The organism is Flavobacterium cupreum (genome assembly GCF_003996965.1).
GTDB classification, from domain to species: domain Bacteria; phylum Bacteroidota; class Bacteroidia; order Flavobacteriales; family Flavobacteriaceae; genus Flavobacterium; species Flavobacterium cupreum.
The window spans coordinates 1-16,777 of record NZ_QWDM01000018.1 but is presented as its reverse complement, the minus strand read 5'-3'; the positions used below and the strand labels follow the sequence as shown (position 1 = coordinate 16,777).

Annotated in this window: 11 protein-coding genes and 1 rRNA gene; 2 read left to right on the top strand and 10 right to left on the bottom strand. The window is 38.4% G+C overall.

Going from position 1 to position 16,777, the window contains the following annotated elements; translation table 11 throughout:
- Positions 1–920: 920 nt before the first annotated feature.
- The 9 genes from D0817_RS21220 to D0817_RS21180 all read right to left on the bottom strand — a co-directional run bounded on the left by D0817_RS21220 (position 921) and on the right by D0817_RS21180 (position 13,359).
- Positions 921–2,501, bottom strand: a complete 1,581-nt coding sequence (locus D0817_RS21220; RefSeq protein WP_127340356.1) for a sodium:solute symporter — start codon at positions 2,499–2,501, stop codon at positions 921–923.
- Positions 2,498–3,562 (bottom strand): Gfo/Idh/MocA family protein, encoded by a 1,065-nt coding sequence (locus D0817_RS21215; protein ID WP_127340355.1) that lies wholly within the window; start codon positions 3,560–3,562, stop codon positions 2,498–2,500. Before D0817_RS21215 ends, D0817_RS21220 begins: the two co-directional genes overlap by 4 nt.
- 181 nt (positions 3,563–3,743) lie before the next feature.
- Entirely contained in the window at positions 3,744–6,254 is a 2,511-nt protein-coding gene (locus tag D0817_RS21210) for a right-handed parallel beta-helix repeat-containing protein (protein ID WP_127340354.1), read from the bottom strand.
- Between the two features lie 272 nt (positions 6,255–6,526).
- The gene (locus tag D0817_RS21205; protein ID WP_127340353.1) at positions 6,527–8,668 is read right to left on the bottom strand and encodes a bifunctional aldolase/short-chain dehydrogenase; all 2,142 of its coding nucleotides are present in this window, start codon (positions 8,666–8,668) and stop codon (positions 6,527–6,529) included.
- Between the two features lie 193 nt (positions 8,669–8,861).
- Positions 8,862–9,692, bottom strand: a complete 831-nt coding sequence (locus D0817_RS21200; protein ID WP_127340352.1) for an amidohydrolase family protein — start codon at positions 9,690–9,692, stop codon at positions 8,862–8,864.
- Between the two features lie 6 nt (positions 9,693–9,698).
- Positions 9,699–10,499, bottom strand: a complete 801-nt coding sequence (locus D0817_RS21195; protein WP_127340351.1) for an SDR family oxidoreductase — start codon at positions 10,497–10,499, stop codon at positions 9,699–9,701.
- Between the two features lie 21 nt (positions 10,500–10,520).
- The gene (locus D0817_RS21190) at positions 10,521–11,531 is read right to left on the bottom strand and encodes a zinc-binding alcohol dehydrogenase family protein (RefSeq protein ID WP_127340350.1); all 1,011 of its coding nucleotides are present in this window, start codon (positions 11,529–11,531) and stop codon (positions 10,521–10,523) included.
- A gap of 18 nt (positions 11,532–11,549) precedes the next feature.
- Entirely contained in the window at positions 11,550–12,404 is an 855-nt protein-coding gene (locus D0817_RS21185) for a fumarylacetoacetate hydrolase family protein (protein ID WP_127340349.1), read from the bottom strand.
- A 190-nt stretch (positions 12,405–12,594) separates the two neighbouring features.
- Positions 12,595–13,359 carry an SDR family NAD(P)-dependent oxidoreductase gene (locus D0817_RS21180; RefSeq protein ID WP_127340348.1) on the bottom strand — a complete coding sequence of 255 codons (765 nt, stop codon included), beginning with the start codon at positions 13,357–13,359 and terminating at the stop codon, positions 12,595–12,597.
- A gap of 375 nt (positions 13,360–13,734) precedes the next feature.
- Here D0817_RS21180 and D0817_RS21175 point away from each other — a divergent pair, with 375 nt between their 5' ends.
- Positions 13,735–14,808, top strand: a complete 1,074-nt coding sequence (locus D0817_RS21175; protein WP_127340347.1) for a Gfo/Idh/MocA family protein — start codon at positions 13,735–13,737, stop codon at positions 14,806–14,808.
- Positions 14,809–14,917: 109 nt separating this feature from the next.
- Entirely contained in the window at positions 14,918–16,225 is a 1,308-nt protein-coding gene (gene fucP / locus D0817_RS21170) for an L-fucose:H+ symporter permease (protein WP_127340346.1), read from the top strand.
- 469 nt (positions 16,226–16,694) lie between these two features.
- Here fucP and rrf read toward each other — a convergent pair.
- Positions 16,695–16,777, bottom strand: a 5S ribosomal RNA gene (gene rrf / locus D0817_RS21165); the annotation flags it as partial.

Genomic DNA, 16,777 nt, shown 5'->3' with positions numbered 1-16,777 from the left:
AAACTTATAGCGTTTTGTTGAAATGCTATGTGTTTGTTATTTAAGATTCTCTTCAAACATAGCCCGTGGTTTCAACCACGGGAAACATAATGTGATAAACGTAATTTCATATATTTGCGTCCCCATGGTCGAAACCACGGGCGATATTTGATGAATATTCAATACCTTATCACTTAATAAAAAACATATAGCGTTTTGTTAAAATCCTATGTGTTTTTATTTAAGATTCTCTTTAAACATAGCCCGTGGTTTCAACCACGGGAAACATAATGTGATAAACGTAATTTCATATATTTGCGTCCCCATGGTCGAAACCACGGGCGATATTTGATGAATATTCAATATCTTATTACGTAATAAAAAACATATAGCGTTTTGTTGAAATGCTATATGTTTTTTATTTAAGATTCTCTTTCAAACATAGCCCGTGGTTTCAACCACGGGAAACATAATGTGATAAACGTAATTTTATATATTTTGCGTCCCCATGGTTGAAACCACGGGCGATATTTGATGAATATTCAATACCTTATTACGTAATAAAAAACATATAGCGTTTTGTTGAAATGCTATGTGTTTTTTATTTAAGATTCTCTTTCAAACATAGCCCGTGGTTTCAACCACGGGAAACATAATGTGATAAACGTAATTTTATATATTTTGCGTCCCCATGGTTGAAACCAGGGGGTATTTTGAATAAAGTAATAAAGAATTAGCCAATCATTTGGGTAAACTGTATCGACTGTTTCCCGTTGGTGTACAAATGAAGCTCAACCTTCTATTGACACTTTATGAGGTTTCTAAATATTTGAAAGTTGATATTCGGGAGTTATTGATTTCAACCCAAAATAAAGCATAAAAAATAAAACACTGCTTTTAGGCAATCTTTTATTTTTACTAATAGTTTTTTTTCTGTACTTCTAATTCCCATTAAAAATAAAGTACAAACTAAGAATGACAATTCCCAAGGCAGTAAACATCAGTTTTACTTTCTTACTCGTTTTCGGAATATCAGTTTCATCTGAAAAATTAACTTCAGGATTTTTATCTGCTAAAGAAATAATAACTGCTGCCATTAAAAGCACTGCAAAAATGTAAAAGGATATCAATAAAAAGTGCGGCCAAACCGGATATTTATCAGCCGGGAAAATCCACAAATATAAAACCCCGACCAATAAACTAAAGGCGGAACCCCAGGATAAAGTCGCATTTACAGCTTTCTTCGTCGTGCGTTTCCAGAAAATACTCAACAGAAAAACTACGGATAAAGAAGGTGCCAGAAAACCCAGAACAGCCTGAAAAATATTGAACAAATTTTGTCCTTTTATATTGTCAATCGCAACGGCAATCAGAATAGCAAACAAACATCCGACTGCAATGGTAATACGCCCTATTTTAATTTGTTCTTTGATGGAGGCCGATGGGTTTATTTTCTTTACATAAATATCATTGGTAAAAACAGTACTTAACGCATTGAGCGAAGAACCGATAGTTCCGACCAGGACCGCTATCATCACACAAATTACCAAACCATTCATTCCGCTTGGGAATAAATTCGTCACCATTGTCATATAAGCCAAATCGGAATTTTTGCCTAATTCCGGAAACAAAACAGAACACAGTATTCCGGGTAAAATAAATAACGGCAAAGCCATTACTTTAAGCCATCCAATGAAATTAACGCCCAACTGTCCCTGTTGCAAATTTTTCGCTCCCAAAACACTCTGCACCATCGATTGGTCGGTACAAAAGAAAGCTACTGCAGCCACAGGATATCCCAATAAAATAGCCGGCCACGGATAATGTACATCATTGGCTGGCTGCGTTAAATTCCAGAAATTAGAAGGGGTTTTGGCTATTAAAGCTTCGATTCCGCCCACTTTTTGCAATCCTAAATACGACAAGGTAAGTGAAACGACAATCAATAAAATCATCTGAAAAACATTGACTTTGGCAATCGCTTTCAAACCTCCCGCAAACGTAAAAATTCCCGAAAAAATCACCAAAACCGTTACACTCTGCCACATAGGAATGCCTAAAATCTGGCGTACCAAAACACCTCCGCTAAACAATCCCAAAGAGAGCCAGCTTACCAAAATTTTAACCATTGCGTACCAGGCCAAAATAGTTTGGGTACTGTCGCCATATCTTTTTCCCATATATTCGGGCATCGTGCTGACTTTACTGGCAATATATCTTGGGGCAAAAACGATAGCGAGAAGCAATAAAAAAACAAAGGCATACCATTCAAAATTTCCGGCTACAATTCCGGTTGCATAACCAATACTCGCAAAAGCCAACAAGGATGATGGGCCAACATTGGTACCCCACATGTTAAATCCGATATTGTACCAGTTCAGCGAATTTCCGGCCATAAAAAGCGTTTCGTTCTTTTTGCTTTGCTTCACGCTCACCACATAACCAATGACCAGTAAAGTCACCAGATAGATGCCAACAATTATAAAATCGAAGGTGGTTAATTTGTCGTAGATGCTGTTCATAGTCCGGATTTTTTAAGGACATCAGCTATTTTTACCGGCATTCCGGTTTGCAGAGATTGGTCCATGGCCTGCAATAAAGCCACAGTTCCGATACCTTCTTCCATATCTGGATAAGCGGTAAAATCCTGTTCTATACTGTCTGCAAAATATTCTAAGTAATTCTGATATTCCCCCGCATGATGGCTTTGTCCTTCAAAACGAAAATAATGTTTTAAGGTACTGTCTCCCCAGGTTATTATTTTTTCTTCTCCAGTTTTATCTGTGACTGCATAACGAAGTTCATGATAATCGGCCTGACTTGCCCCTTCGGTTGCCCTTAAAATGGTACTCATTCCGCTGTCTCTTAGTGCGGGCTGTGTTGGTGAAGTATAAACTCCGCTTACCCTTGCAATTCTTCCGTCGCTTGCTTTGAAGATAAAATGCATCGTGTCTTCATTTTTCAAACCTGCGATACTTCCGTTACTGCTGATCATTCCGTAGCCCATCACCTCTTCAATGTTGGGAAGATACCATCTGATAAAATCCACCGGATGACTTAATCCGCCGTACAGCCATTTAAAAGATTGCAATAATGACCATTCTTTTTTCAGAAACCATCTGTGATCTGCATGATAATGCGCTTCTATGGTAATTAAATCGCCTAGTAAACCGGCTTCGAAATCGGCTCTTTGTCTTTTTGCAGGTTCGAAAAAACGCGAACTCTGCCCGATAAAAACCTTTTTTCCGGTCTTTTTGCTTAGTTCCAGTAATGCTTTCGCATCCGAAAGATCATCTATAAACGGTTTTGTGCAAACCACATGCTTTCCGTGAAGTAAAGCTTGTTTCACATGATCAGCATGCAAATGATCCGGAGTATAGATGGCTATGATATCTATCGAATCATCATTTAGTAAATCATCGTAGTTTTGGGTATAGGAATGAAAATCAAACTCTTTTGCCCGTTGTTTACACAATTCTTCATTTCTGTCACAAACTTTTACAAGCTCTAATTTTGAACTTTCCAAAGCGGCCGACATGGTACTGCGGCCTTCACCGAGTCCCAGAATAGCTATTTTTAACATTGGTTGTGGTTATTTTAGATTGTTGGTTTTAGATATTAGATTTTTTGCCGCAGATTAAGGAATTTTCACAGATTAGAAAAAATCGTTTTAATCCTTTAAACTGTGGCTAAATATTTAAATTATTTTCTTCAACGGAAACCCGACAAGTTTTAAAAACCTGTCAGGTTTAACCGATACGTAATTATTTTGACTCTACTTTATTTAAAAATATCCAGGTTTCGTCCGGTTTTGTGCCTTCAATTCCGGTTTGGTATTTTTTCATTAAAGTATTCCAGTCGTTGACACGCGGATTATTTTCGGTGGTTTTGGGATTTAATTTATCGAAATTTTCTCCTTTTGGAATACTGATGACCAGGATCAGTTGTCTTTCATTTTTGAAAACCTGTACCTGCTGGAAATCGGCATTACAGAATCCTTTTGCAATTTCCGGCCATTTTTCAAATTGTGTCGTGTGGTAGTCGACATATTCTTTCTGCAGTTTGGGATCATCAACCAAGTTGGCTGTCAGCACAATATTTTCCCAGTCTGATGCCGGTTTTGAATCCTTGCATCTTTCAAAATTCTGGAAATCATAAACCGGATTTTCATAGATTTTTATTTGTAAAGAAGGAAAAGCTAACGCCAGTTTTCGTTTTGTTCTTTCCGGCTGGGTCATTTTACCGTAAATCACCAAATGATTTTTCCACTGGTACAATTCCTGACCCACAATTCTGAAGCCCGTCAGTGTCGATTTAATTTTTTCGATATCAAAATCAGCACCTGTTAATTCAATAGCCACCGGTTTTGGCATTTCCTGCAATCCCCAGGATTCGTCGATTACAACTTCCTTAGTTAAGTCACTATAGGGCGCTCTGATTCCCGCAGTATTTTTAATCTTCGTACTGACATACGGATCGTTATTCTCCCAGACATTTCCCTGCGGACCGTTGTGATTTTTTAAGATTTTCTTTTCTACAATCCAGTTATTTTTGATCGTAAATCCCTGCGTTCCTTCATCCGTATACAAATACAGCCATAAAAACGGATCATGTGCGTACGGACTGTTATACACTTTGTCAATATAATTTTCTTCAATTCGGCTGTCGGGTTGCGACGAAAGCGTGTAAATTCCCGAAACATCGTGTAGATGTTTGGCGTAGTGATGAATTTTATTCGCCAGAATTTTGTTATTTTCCATCACATTTTTGGTGTGCGTCCAGCCCCAGCCCATTGCAATTCCGGAATAGGAAACATCTGAAATTTCATTGTGTTCAATGGTAATATTTCGAACAAAGCCGGCACTGATGCCTAAAGTTCCCCAATCTTCATTGGTCACATTGGTAATTAAATTATCGGCGATTACTTCATCTGAACAAATTTCTCTTTCGTCTTTTATAATCAAAGGCAGATGTGCCTCAAAAGCTTCTTCAGAGAAAATGCCGACATTAATGGCACTTCCGCCAATGTCTTTGAATAAATTTCCTTTTACAGTATTATGATTGGTTCCTTTATTGAAGTCTAATCCGGTTGATGACAAATGCTCAAAACGGCAGGATTCAAATTGAATGTTATTCGAATAATTAACTTCCACGGCAGCTCTTGGTCTTCCTACCCAGGCCTGATTTTCCAAATTTGCCTGATTGGGTGTTCCCGGAATTTTTAATTTATAAGCATCCAAAAGGTACAAACCGGATTGCAACGGCACATGCCCCTGTTGTGACGGACGAAGCCAGTTGCTGTATTGAAAGGAAATCCCTTTAAATCCAAAATGATGCACGGGAGAATCGATCGTTCCTTTAATTGCTATTAAATTTTCTAAAACGGGAGCTGTTATTTTTACCGAATTTATCTCTTCGCCAACTCTTGGAATATAATAGATTTTGGAAGCTTTTTTATCCAAAAACCATTCTCCCGGTTCGTTCAGCATTGACATTGCATTGTTGAGATAAAAAGCTGAGTTTCCATTGTTTTTTGAAATCCAGGGTGCCGGCCAGGGATGTTCGCTTTGAATTCTGCTTTCCGGCTCTTCAAAAGAAAGCCTTGCACTGTCTTGTTTTACTTCAATATTTTTTATGCGAAGATTGGCTGTTGACCACCATTGCACAATAAACATTTCCATTCCCTGCTGGTATTTTATGGTTTTATCTGTAAAAGGAATCCAGCAGGTCTGCGACTCATGGTCCCACGATAAAATTCTGTCCATTTTATTTCCTGAGGTACTTTTAGCCCGAACTGCTTTTTTTCCATTGACCCATAATTGTCTGTAATTCATCACATCACCGGCAATTTTTGGAGCATCAGCCACCCAGATCGTTCCTTTTTTAAGTCCGTTTATACTTGTCGTTGTTTTGGTCCAGTTTTTTATTTCGATTCCACCGTTTAAAATGGGTTTTGCATTTTTATCCGCTTCAATTGTAGTCGGACTTTCTGCAGTTCCCGAATCTTCCGGTCGTACAAACAGAGGCTCATTCAAATAATAAGTTCCGTCCATTACAATAATTCGAATACCGTCTTTTATAGAGGCATCTTTTAATCTTCTCAATTCCCGGGCTTTTCGTACGGCCATTTGTAGCGTAGCCAGCGGACTTTCTTTTGTTCCTGTATTTTTATCGCTTCCGTTTTTTGAAACCCATATTTCAGCCGCATTTACAGAGAAACTGGCGCAGATAAGCAGAAAAAAGATCCCTATTTTTTGTATCGTATTCAAATGCATTGTTTATTTTATTTTGATTTAACTAAAATGGAAAGACATTTAAAGTTCACTTTATATTCTTATACATTTAACCAATTTAAAGCAGCTATCATGGCACAATTTAGCAGAAGATAAAAACATAAGCATCCTGTACCCTCCTGCATTATTGGAACTTAAGAATCAACAGCAATACTAAAACTATAATGTTCGCTTAAAAAATTAACGCCCGATTACTCGGGCGTCAATGTCACAAAAAACCACTTTTGCTTAAACAAACTTAAAAAACTATTTTTTTATCTATAGAAGCCCATTGCTACTCCGCCATCTACGTTTAAGGCGTTTCCTGTCGATTTACCCAGCAAACCGCCAACAAAAGCAAAACAGGCGTTTGCAATATCATCAGGCAATATAATTTCATTGAGTAAGGTGCGTTTGGCATAATACGCCGGCAGTTCTGCTACCGTTACGCCATAGGCCTTGGCACGTCCTTCTGCCCAGCCTCCCGACCAGATATTCGAGTCTGAGATTACCGCATCGGGGTTTACCGTGTTGACACGGATTTTATCGATTCCCAGTTCGGCTGCCATCAGACGGGTTAAATGAGCCTGCGCTGCTTTGGCGGAACCGTACCCCGGATTGTTCGGGCCTGCAACAACGGCATTTTTAGAAACGATGTTTACAATATCTCCTCCAAATCCCTGTTTGCGCATCACTTCTATGGTGGCTTTGGAAACGATAAATTGTCCCTTAACCAGAATATCATACAATCTGTCCCATTCTTCAAGGCTATGTTCTGCAATGGATTTGGAAATACTGATTCCGGCATTATTCACTACGATGTCAACGCCTCCGAATGCCAGACAGGCCTCGTCTATCGCTTTCTCTGTACTCTTCTCACTGGTCACGTTCAACAGTGTACTTGCCACTGCATCTTTGCCAAAAGAAGTCGTAAATTCTGCGGTGGCATCTCTCAGGCGTTCTTCGTTGATGTCGTTGATGATTACACAGGCGCCTTCCTGGGCAAATTTCTTTGCGATTGCTTTTCCAATGCCTCCGGCAGATCCCGTAATCAGGGCTATTCTTCCCGATAGAGCTTTGGGTTTTGGCATACGCTGTAGTTTGGCTTCTTCAAGTAACCAGTATTCAATATCAAAAGCTTCCTGATGTGGCAGTGAAGTATATTCTGAAACAGCTTCCGCACCTTTCATCACATTCACGGCATTGATATAATATTCCGAGGCCAGGCGAGCCATGGTTTTGTCTTTCGCAAAAGTAAACATTCCAACTCCCGGATATAAAATCACAACCGGATTGGGGTCACGCATCGCCGGTGAATTCGCTTTTTTACAAGTATTGTAATAGTCTTTGTACAGGGCTCTGTAAGCTTCAAAGGCCGGTGCCAGTTTTGCTTTTATCGCGGCTGCATCTGATATATCTTCGTTTGGATCTAATGTTAAAACCAAAGGACTGATTTTGGTACGCAAAAAGTGATCGGGACAGGAAGTGCCAAGTGGTGCCAATTTTTCAAGATCATTGGAATTAATGAATTCCAGTACTCTTTGATCGTCGGTATAATGCCCTATCATATGACGTTCTGACGAGCAGAAACCTCTTAGGATCGGGGCTATTTTGGCTGCTTTCAAACGGCGTGATTCTTCTGAAAGGCTTTCTATTTTTTGTCCGCCAAAAACGGCACGTTTTTTTCCGTAGTTGTTCTCCAGGTATTCAGCACATTTCTCAATCACTTCAAGTGTGTTCATATAACTTTCATATGAAGTATCGCCCCAGGTAAATAGTCCGTGGGAACCCAGCATGATGCCGCGCAGTTTTTTACCTTTTTTCTCCGCTTCTTCCAGGCAGGATCTTAGCTGAAGTCCAAGGTCAAAACCCGGACGCTGCCAGCCTACCCAGCCAATTTCACCGTCGAATAATTCTTCGGTGATCTTTGCTCCGTCTTTGGCTGCTGCAATAGCAATAGCCGCATCGGGGTGCAGGTGATCGATATGTTTGAAGGGTAAAAAACCATGAAGCGGTGTATCTATAGAAGGTGCTTTTGAACTTAAATCAAAAATACAATGGTTGAACAATTCTACCATTTCATCCTCGAATGCTATTCCTCTGTAAACGTTCTCCAGATTACGAAGCCTTTCCAGATACAGGGCTGCACAGCCTGATTTAGTTAATGTCCCGATATCTCCTCCGGAACCTTTTATCCACATTACTTCCGAACTGGCTCCTGTTAGGGGATCTTTGTCTGTTATTTTTACGGAAGTGTTTCCTCCCCCGTAGTTGGTCAGCCTTAAATCGGCTCCCAGTATATTGGAACGATAAATGAAAAGCGCTACTTCATCTCCTGCCATTGCTGCCGCCCTGGATTCGTCCCAAAGATAGCTTACATGCTTAAAATTCATATGGTTTGTTATTGTATTTGACATAGTGTATGTTATTTGAACTATCAATCTTATTCTGTAAAATAAGAGAATGTAAAAAACAAAACTATCCTGTACTATCCTTTGTCAAAATCACTTCTTGTTATTCTGCAGTAACAAAACAAAAAAAGTGCTTTCAAATTTCATCAGCCTAAATTGATTTTGAAAGCACTTCTTATATTTGAATATTATTGGGAGATCAGAGTCTGTAAAACATTTTGGCATTTTCAGACCAAATTTTATTCTGCTCCTCAATTGAAAATTGGGCGATATAATCTTCGAGTGTTTTTACTATGAGATTGTAATTGGCAGCCACATTACAAACTGGCCAGTCGGAACCAAACATTAGTTTATCCGTTGAAAAATTTTCAAAAATAACGTCGAGATATGGTTTTAGGTCATCTTCTTTCCAGGAACTCCAATCTGCTTCGGTGACCATTCCTGAAATCTTGCAGCTTACATTTTCAGCTTTTGCAATTTCCTGAATATCTTTTTTCCAGGACGAAATATTTCCTGCTTTTATATCCGGTTTTGCAACATGATCAATCACAAAAGGCTGATCGTGAAAATGATTTACCAGATCTATTGCGGCTGGTAATTGCCGGTGAAAAATGAGAATGTCATAAGTGTAATCAAACTGTCTTAATGCAGCAATGCCATTTCGAAGATCGGCCCTGAACATAAAATCATCCGGCTCTCCCTGAACAACATGCCGGAAGCCTTTTACTTTTTCATGAACGGAAAAATACTCCAGTCTCTTTGCGACATTTTTATCACGCAAATCTACCCAGCCGACTACTCCTTTTATAAAATCATTTTTAGAAGCTAAGTCTAATAAGAACTTTGTTTCTTCTTCAGACTGGCTGGCCTGAACAGCAACACAGCCTTCAAATTTATTGGCGGTCAGTAAAGGCAACAGATCTTCAGGCAAAAAATCCCTCTGAATTTTGCGCATTGTAGCATCAATCCAACTGTCCCGTAAAGGGTCAAATTTCCAAAAGTGCTGGTGTGCATCAATTCTGGTATTCATAAAACTTTATAAATTTACATCGTTGATTAAGGCACGGTCTAAGTGTACATATCCGCCATCAACAAAAACAAATTGCCCTGTGGTGTGGGAAGAGCGATCTGAAATAATAAAAAGTACCGTATCGGCAATCTCTTCGGTTTTTGTCATTCTTCCTTCAAACGGAATACTTTTATTGATTTTTTTCAATACTGCTTCTCCATCCGGCATTGTTTTCAGCCAGTCATCATAAGCAGGTGTAAAACTTTCGGCAATAATAATCGCATTCGAACGAATTCCAAACTGAACCAGATCAACGGCCCATTCTCTTGTTAGTCCGAGCACTCCTCCTTTCGCAGCAGCGTAACCTGAAGTCCCGCCCTGTCCGGTTAAAGCAACTTTGGAACCGATATTCAGAATATTTCCTTTTGATTCTTTTAAAAACGGCAATGCATATTTAACCAGTAAAAAATAGCTCGCTACATTTAACTTCAGTGAATCCATGAATTCTTCATAAGTAGCCTCTAAACCGACACCGTCATTGACACCGACATTATTGATAACCGCGTCTATTCTTCCGTATTTTTCTGCAATTATTTTTATGGCATTCTCCATTTCAACAGGATCTGTAACATCAGTTTTAACAAATAAGGCATCAATACCTTTTTGCTGAAATGCTGCTGCGTAACGATCTCCTCTTTCATTTCTGTCTATAAGAACCGGTATGGCACCTTCATCGGCCAATCGGTTGATGATCGTTTCTCCAATACTTCCTTCTTTGCCTGCCGAACCAGAAACGACAACAATTTTATTTTTTAATCTTAAATCCATAGCAATTCGTTTTCATTACGCTTATAATTCTATCAATGCTTTGATGACATTATTTTTGGGATCGATCCATTTTTCGAATTCATTTATCATATCCGTAAAAGGAGCCCTGTGGGTAATGTATTTTTTGGGATCGATTTTTCCTGTTTTTAGGCAATCCATTACATATTGAAAATCTTCAATTGTTGCATTTCTGCTGCTCATTAATGTGGATTCTCTTTTGTGAAAATCAGGATGGCTAAAACTCAGTTCACCTTTTTGAAGTCCGACCAGAACAAATCGCCCTCCATGCGAAATGTAATTGAAAGCATTATTCATAACATTTCGGTTTCCGGTTGCATCAATTACGACATTGGCCATATCACCATTTGTAATTTCTGCTAATTTTATAGAAACGTCATCGTGCAATGGATTTATAGTTTCATCCGCGTTCAGCGCTTCTTTACAGAAATTCAATCTGTATTCATTAATATCCATTACGATAACTTTTGCCCCGGCTATTTTAGCAAATTGAATCAGGCCAATTCCAATTGGTCCTGCTCCCATTACCAGGACTGTATCATTCGGACCAACATTGGCTCTTCTTATACCGTGAGCTGCAATTGCCAATGGTTCAACCAAAGCCAGTTCATCATAATCTAATCCGTGCCCGTGAAGCAAATATTGCTCAGGAATAGTTACGTATTCGGCCATTCCGCCATCGATATGTACTCCAAAAACTTTAATATTCACACAACAATTGGTCAGTCCGTTTCGGCAGGCAACACATTTTCCACAATTAAAGTAAGGAATAAAAGTTACCTTGTCTCCCGGTTCAAAACCTGCAGCATTTCCTTTGATATATTCAGCAGCAAGTTCATGGCCTAAAATTCTCGGATATTCAAAATAAGGCTGGGTACCGCCATAAGCATGAATGTCAGTTCCGCAAATTCCGATTCTTTTAATCTTTAACAATACCTCACCTTCTTTTGGCTCGGGCATAGGTTTTTCTTTCAGTATAAATTCATGCGGGTTTTCACATACTATAAATTTCATCTTTGCAATTTCTTTAAATTACTTTTTATAGGCTACTGCCGTTTGTTTGCTGGATCCCAAACCTTCCATTCCTAATTCTACAACATCTCCGGCTTTAAGATATATCGGTTCCGGTTTGATACCCAATCCGACACCCGGAGGAGTTCCTGTACTTACAATATCACCAGGAAGCAATGTCATAAACTGACTCAGGTAGTGTACTAAAAAAGGAATTTTGAAAACTAAATTTGAAGTGTTGCTGTTCTGAAATTTTTTCCCGTTTACAGTCAGCCACATCGGTATGTTATTGACATCTGCAATTTCGTCCTGTGTGGCTAAGAAGGGTCCAAGAGGTGCAAAAGTATCGCTTCCTTTACCTTTTGCCCATTGTCCTCCGCGCTCGATCTGAAAAGCTCTTTCACTATAATCATTCAGCAAACAATAACCTGCCACGTAATCTAATGCTTCTGCTTCTTCAACATAACTTGCTTTTTTACCTACTACAAAGGCCAGCTCCACTTCCCAATCTGTTTTTTCACTGTTTTTAGGAATAATCAAATCATCATTTGGTCCGCATAAAGAAGTAGTCGATTTAAAAAACAGAATCGGTTCTTCCGGTATTGGCGCATTGGTTTCCCTGCAGTGATCTACGTAGTTTAAGCCAATACATATTATTTTAGAAGGCCTCGCAACTGGTGATCCTAAGCGTACATCGGCAGCTATTTCCGGCAAAACCGGATTGCTATCTAATGCTTTTTTTAATTTTTCAAGACCATTTTCTTCAAAGAAATTCTCATTAAAGTCCGTCACAATTGAAGAAACATCATATCTTTTTTCATCAATTAAAACTCCTGGTTTTTCTTTTCCGATTTCTCCAAAACGTATTAATTTCATTTTATTTAATTTTTAAAAGTTACTAAGTTGCTAAGGTTCTGAGAAACTAAGTTTTTTAGTCTTGGTTACTGGAAACCTTAGTCCCTTTTTTAATTATTGTTTTTGTAAGCTATTTTTTAAAGATGCTAAGATGCTACCCTACTAAGATCAAACTTAGTCGCTTAGAATCTTAGTACCTTAGAGCCTTATGTTAATTATTTAATTTAATAAAACCTCCGTCTATCGGATAATCACAGCCCGTAATAAAACCTGCTTCATCACTGCACAGGTACAAAGCCAATGCGGCAATTTCTTCGGGTTTTCCCATTCTTCCTATGGGTTGTGACTTCGATAATTTTTCAAACATTTCTGCTTCTTTGCCAGCATAATTTTTTGAAATAAATCCATCAACAAAAGGGGTATGCACCCTTGCAGGCGAAATAGAATTACAACGTATATTTTCTCCCATATAGTCTTTAGCCACAGATAATGTCATGGCCATTACGGCTCCTTTAGCTGTTGAATACGCAAATCTGTCCGGTATACCAACCCATGCAGCAATAGATGCCATGTTAATAATTACACCACCATTCGAAAGCCTGAATTGCGGAATAGCCGCAAACAAACAATTGTAAACGCCTTTTACATTGACCTCAATAACACGGTCAAAATCTGATTCCGTTGTAGTATCGGCTTTGCCAACATTGGCAATTCCGGCATTATTGATCAGAATATCCATGCTTCCTATTTTTTCAAAGGTGGCCACAACCTCTTTTTGACTGGCCACATTACAGGCATAAGAAAATACATTTCCACCTGATTTACTGATTTCATCTAGGGCTTCCTGTGCACTTTCGACAGTTAAATCAATAATGTGCACTTCAGCTCCCTGCCTGGCAAACAAGACTGCAATTGCTTTTCCAATACCACTTCCTCCGCCTGTAACTACGGCTTTTTTATTTTTTAATGAAAACATCCTTATTCTTATTTAGTCATTTTATGAGATTGTAACAGCTTACATTTTTTCTATTATTTAATAAATGTAAAAAACACATTTACAAATGTAATTTTTAATATTAATATTTGAGATATATTTTATTAAGTTTCTTCTAAAATACTCATAGTTTAAAAAATTATCACATTTTTTATGTGATTTGTAAAAAAACAAACCCGTCACTTCATATTACACAAAAAAGATCATGTAATAAAGTTAAGATTTCTTGCATGTTTAAATCTTATTTCTACATTTGTAAATGTATTTTTTACATTTATTAAATTTCAGGTAAGACGATATCTGTAAAACTTTAAAAATTAACAGAATAAACTCGAATTAATATTCAAAAAAACTCATATGAATATTCCGTATAAACCTTTGCTTGCCGAAACAGAGCAGCCGATCATCATAATCGGGGCCAGTGGTATCGTAAAAGATGCGCATTTGCCTGCTTACGAAATGGCCGGTTATACCGTTTTTGGCATTACCAACCGAACGATTTCTAAAGCATACGATTTAGCAAAACAGTTCAAAATCAAACACGTTTTTGAAAATGTTGGGGAAGCCGTAAGACATGCCCCAAAAAATGCTGTTTATGATATTACTGTTCTTCCGGATCAGTATATCGAAATTTTAGAACAGCTTCCTGATGGAGCAGCTGTCCTGATCCAGAAACCAATGGGAAATGATTTGAGCCAGGCACGCGAAATTGTTGCAGTTTGTGAACGCAAAAAATTAGTTGCTGCCATAAATTTTCAATTGAGATTTGCTTCTTTCGTAAGTGCTGCACGGTACCTGATCAATCAGGGAATGATTGGAGAATTGTACGATTTAGAATTTAAAGTTACTGTAAATACACCTTGGGAATTATTTCCTTTGATTAAAGAACACCCCCGATTGGAAATTCTTTTTCACAGTGTGCACTATATCGATTGCATACGGTCATTTTTAGGAGATCCTAACAGTGTGATGGCCAAAACGGTAAAACATCCCTTAAAGAAATTATCTTCAAGCCGATCTACTATCATTCTGGATTATGGAGAAAATAAGCATGTGGTAATCAATACCAATCACGACCATCATTTCGGGCCAAAACACGAAGAAAGCTATATCAAATGGGAAGGTACAAAGGGCGCCATTAAAGCAAAAATGGGCTTATTGATGAATTATCCCGACGGACTCCCTGATGTGTTTGAATATGCATTGCCAATTAAAGAAGGGGAAAATAAATACGAATGGACAAAAGTGACACTTGAAGGTTCCTGGTTTCCGGAAGCCTTTATTGGAGCCATGTCCAATCTAATGCGCTTTAAGGAAGGTACTGACAGTACACTATCAGCAAGCGTTCAAGACGTTCTCGGGACTATGAAAGTAGTCGAAGCATGCTATATCAGCAATAAAAGCGGAGGTGTTTTACTAAACGAATTATAATTTAAGTCAAAAGTAATATCTCAAAAGTGAAAAAATTGTAATTCAAACAAACCTGGGCTTTCTGCATTTATACCTTTCAACTAACTATTTAACCAAACTAACATAAATTATGCAACCAACCAACCAGACGGGCGACCAACATCAAATAACGGCAGAAGGCGGAAACAGACATAACTACCTTTTGCCATTTATCTTAATCACAAGCTTATTTTTTCTTTGGGGAATGGCGCACAATCTCGATTCCATTTTAATTCCGCATTTAAAAAAGGCCTGTGAGCTAAACAATCGCCAATCCACTTTAATTGATACTTCTGTCTTTTTCGCCTATTTTGTAATGGCAATTCCGGCCGGAATGCTCATTAAAAAATTCGGATACAAAAACAGTATTATTACAGGTTTATTAGTTTTTGCTGCGGGTGCTTTTCTATTTGTGCCAGCTGCAAACACCAGAACTTACGAACTGTTCTTATTTGCATTATTTGTAATCGGATGTGGATTAACTATTCTGGAAACTAGTGCAAATCCATACGCAGCTATTTTAGGGCCTCCGGAATCATCATCTAAAAGATTGAATTTAGCAGCGTCCTTTAATGGTCTGGCAGCAATGGTTGCGCCAATTGTAGGTTCATTATTTATCCTCTCCGGTAAAACACATACTCCTGCCCAGATGGCGGCTATGCCAGCTGCCACAAAAGCGGCTTATTTATTAGAAGAAGCTTCATCGGTAAAATTACCGTACATTATATTGGGAACTGTATTGGTTTTGGTAGCTATATTATTTTACTTTATGCATTTACCTTCCATGAAACCCCAACATACAGAGGTAGAAGTTAAGCCGGGTTTTTTCTCAGTTCTAAAATTCAGGCATTTAAGCTGGGCCGTCGTCGCACAATTTTTTTATGTAGGAGCTCAGGTTTGTATCACCAGCTTTTTTATCAGAATAGCACAGCAGGGAGCTGGTTTAGATGAAAAAACAGCGGGATATTATCTCGGTATTTATGGGTTTCTCTTTATGGCTGGCCGTTTTATTGGAACTTTATTTCTAAAATTCGTTAAGGATTATGTGCTACTTTCCATCTATTGTGTAATTAGTGTTTTTCTATGTTTGATAGCTATCTACGGAACTGGGATTTATGTTATATATGCCCTAGGTGGAATTGGATTTTTTATGTCTATTATGTTTCCCACTATTTTTTCTTTGGGAATTGTTGGATTAAAAAATAACACAGAAACAGGTTCATCATGGCTGGTAATGTCAATTGTTGGGGGAGCAATCTTACCATACGGAATGGGTACACTAATAGACCTTAATCATGACGATATTCAGTCAGGATACATTATTCCATTAGTATGTTTTATAGTAATTCTTTCTTTTGGTATGTTTGGACACAAAGTAAGAAATAGTTTTTCTTCCTAAATATTCATTTTCACCATAAACTTTAGCCAGGAACCTTTTACTAAATCATCAGTTATTGCATTTGGGCGTTTCCCTCCGGGCCGAGCTCTTCGCTAAATCTTTTGCGGGAGTGGTTTGGTTGTTACTTCAGGACTTTGGGGGTTCCCGCAAAAGGATATCGCTGCGATCCCTAACGCAGTGAGGTATAAATACAAATTCCAATGCCGATAGCTATCGGGAAAAGTTCCAAATTCCAATACTTCCCGCACAGCCTTTGCGCACCTTGCAATCTAACCGTATTCCAAAAAACCTTTGCGATCCTTGCGGTTAAAAATCCACGAATCAATATAAAACAAAAAACCCCGTTTCGTTAGAAACAGGGTTTTTAAAAGAAAGGCGACCACCCCCGATAGCTATCGGGGCTCCCACATAATTACAGTACTTTGAAAACAAAAAATCCCCATCAAATAAATGATGAGGATTTTTAAAAGAAAGGCGACGACATACTCTCCCACATAACTGCAGTACCATCTGCGCAGGCGGGCTTAACTACTCTGTTCGGGATGGGAAGAG

What these genes read in the sequence shown, in the direction of transcription:
- D0817_RS21220 (WP_127340356.1), bottom strand. Translation starts at nt 2,501, where the DNA reads ATGAACAGCATCTACGACAAATTAACCACCTTCGATTTTATAATTGTT.
- D0817_RS21215 (WP_127340355.1), bottom strand. Translation starts at nt 3,562, where the DNA reads ATGTTAAAAATAGCTATTCTGGGACTCGGTGAAGGCCGCAGTACCATG.
- D0817_RS21210 (WP_127340354.1), bottom strand. Translation starts at nt 6,254, where the DNA reads ATGCATTTGAATACGATACAAAAAATAGGGATCTTTTTTCTGCTTATC.
- D0817_RS21205 (WP_127340353.1), bottom strand. Translation starts at nt 8,668, where the DNA reads ATGTCAAATACAATAACAAACCATATGAATTTTAAGCATGTAAGCTAT.
- D0817_RS21200 (WP_127340352.1), bottom strand. Translation starts at nt 9,692, where the DNA reads ATGAATACCAGAATTGATGCACACCAGCACTTTTGGAAATTTGACCCT.
- D0817_RS21195 (WP_127340351.1), bottom strand. Translation starts at nt 10,499, where the DNA reads ATGGATTTAAGATTAAAAAATAAAATTGTTGTCGTTTCTGGTTCGGCA.
- D0817_RS21190 (WP_127340350.1), bottom strand. Translation starts at nt 11,531, where the DNA reads ATGAAATTTATAGTATGTGAAAACCCGCATGAATTTATACTGAAAGAA.
- D0817_RS21185 (WP_127340349.1), bottom strand. Translation starts at nt 12,404, where the DNA reads ATGAAATTAATACGTTTTGGAGAAATCGGAAAAGAAAAACCAGGAGTT.
- D0817_RS21180 (WP_127340348.1), bottom strand. Translation starts at nt 13,359, where the DNA reads ATGTTTTCATTAAAAAATAAAAAAGCCGTAGTTACAGGCGGAGGAAGT.
- D0817_RS21175 (WP_127340347.1), top strand. Translation starts at nt 13,735, where the DNA reads ATGAATATTCCGTATAAACCTTTGCTTGCCGAAACAGAGCAGCCGATC.
- fucP (WP_127340346.1), top strand. Translation starts at nt 14,918, where the DNA reads ATGCAACCAACCAACCAGACGGGCGACCAACATCAAATAACGGCAGAA.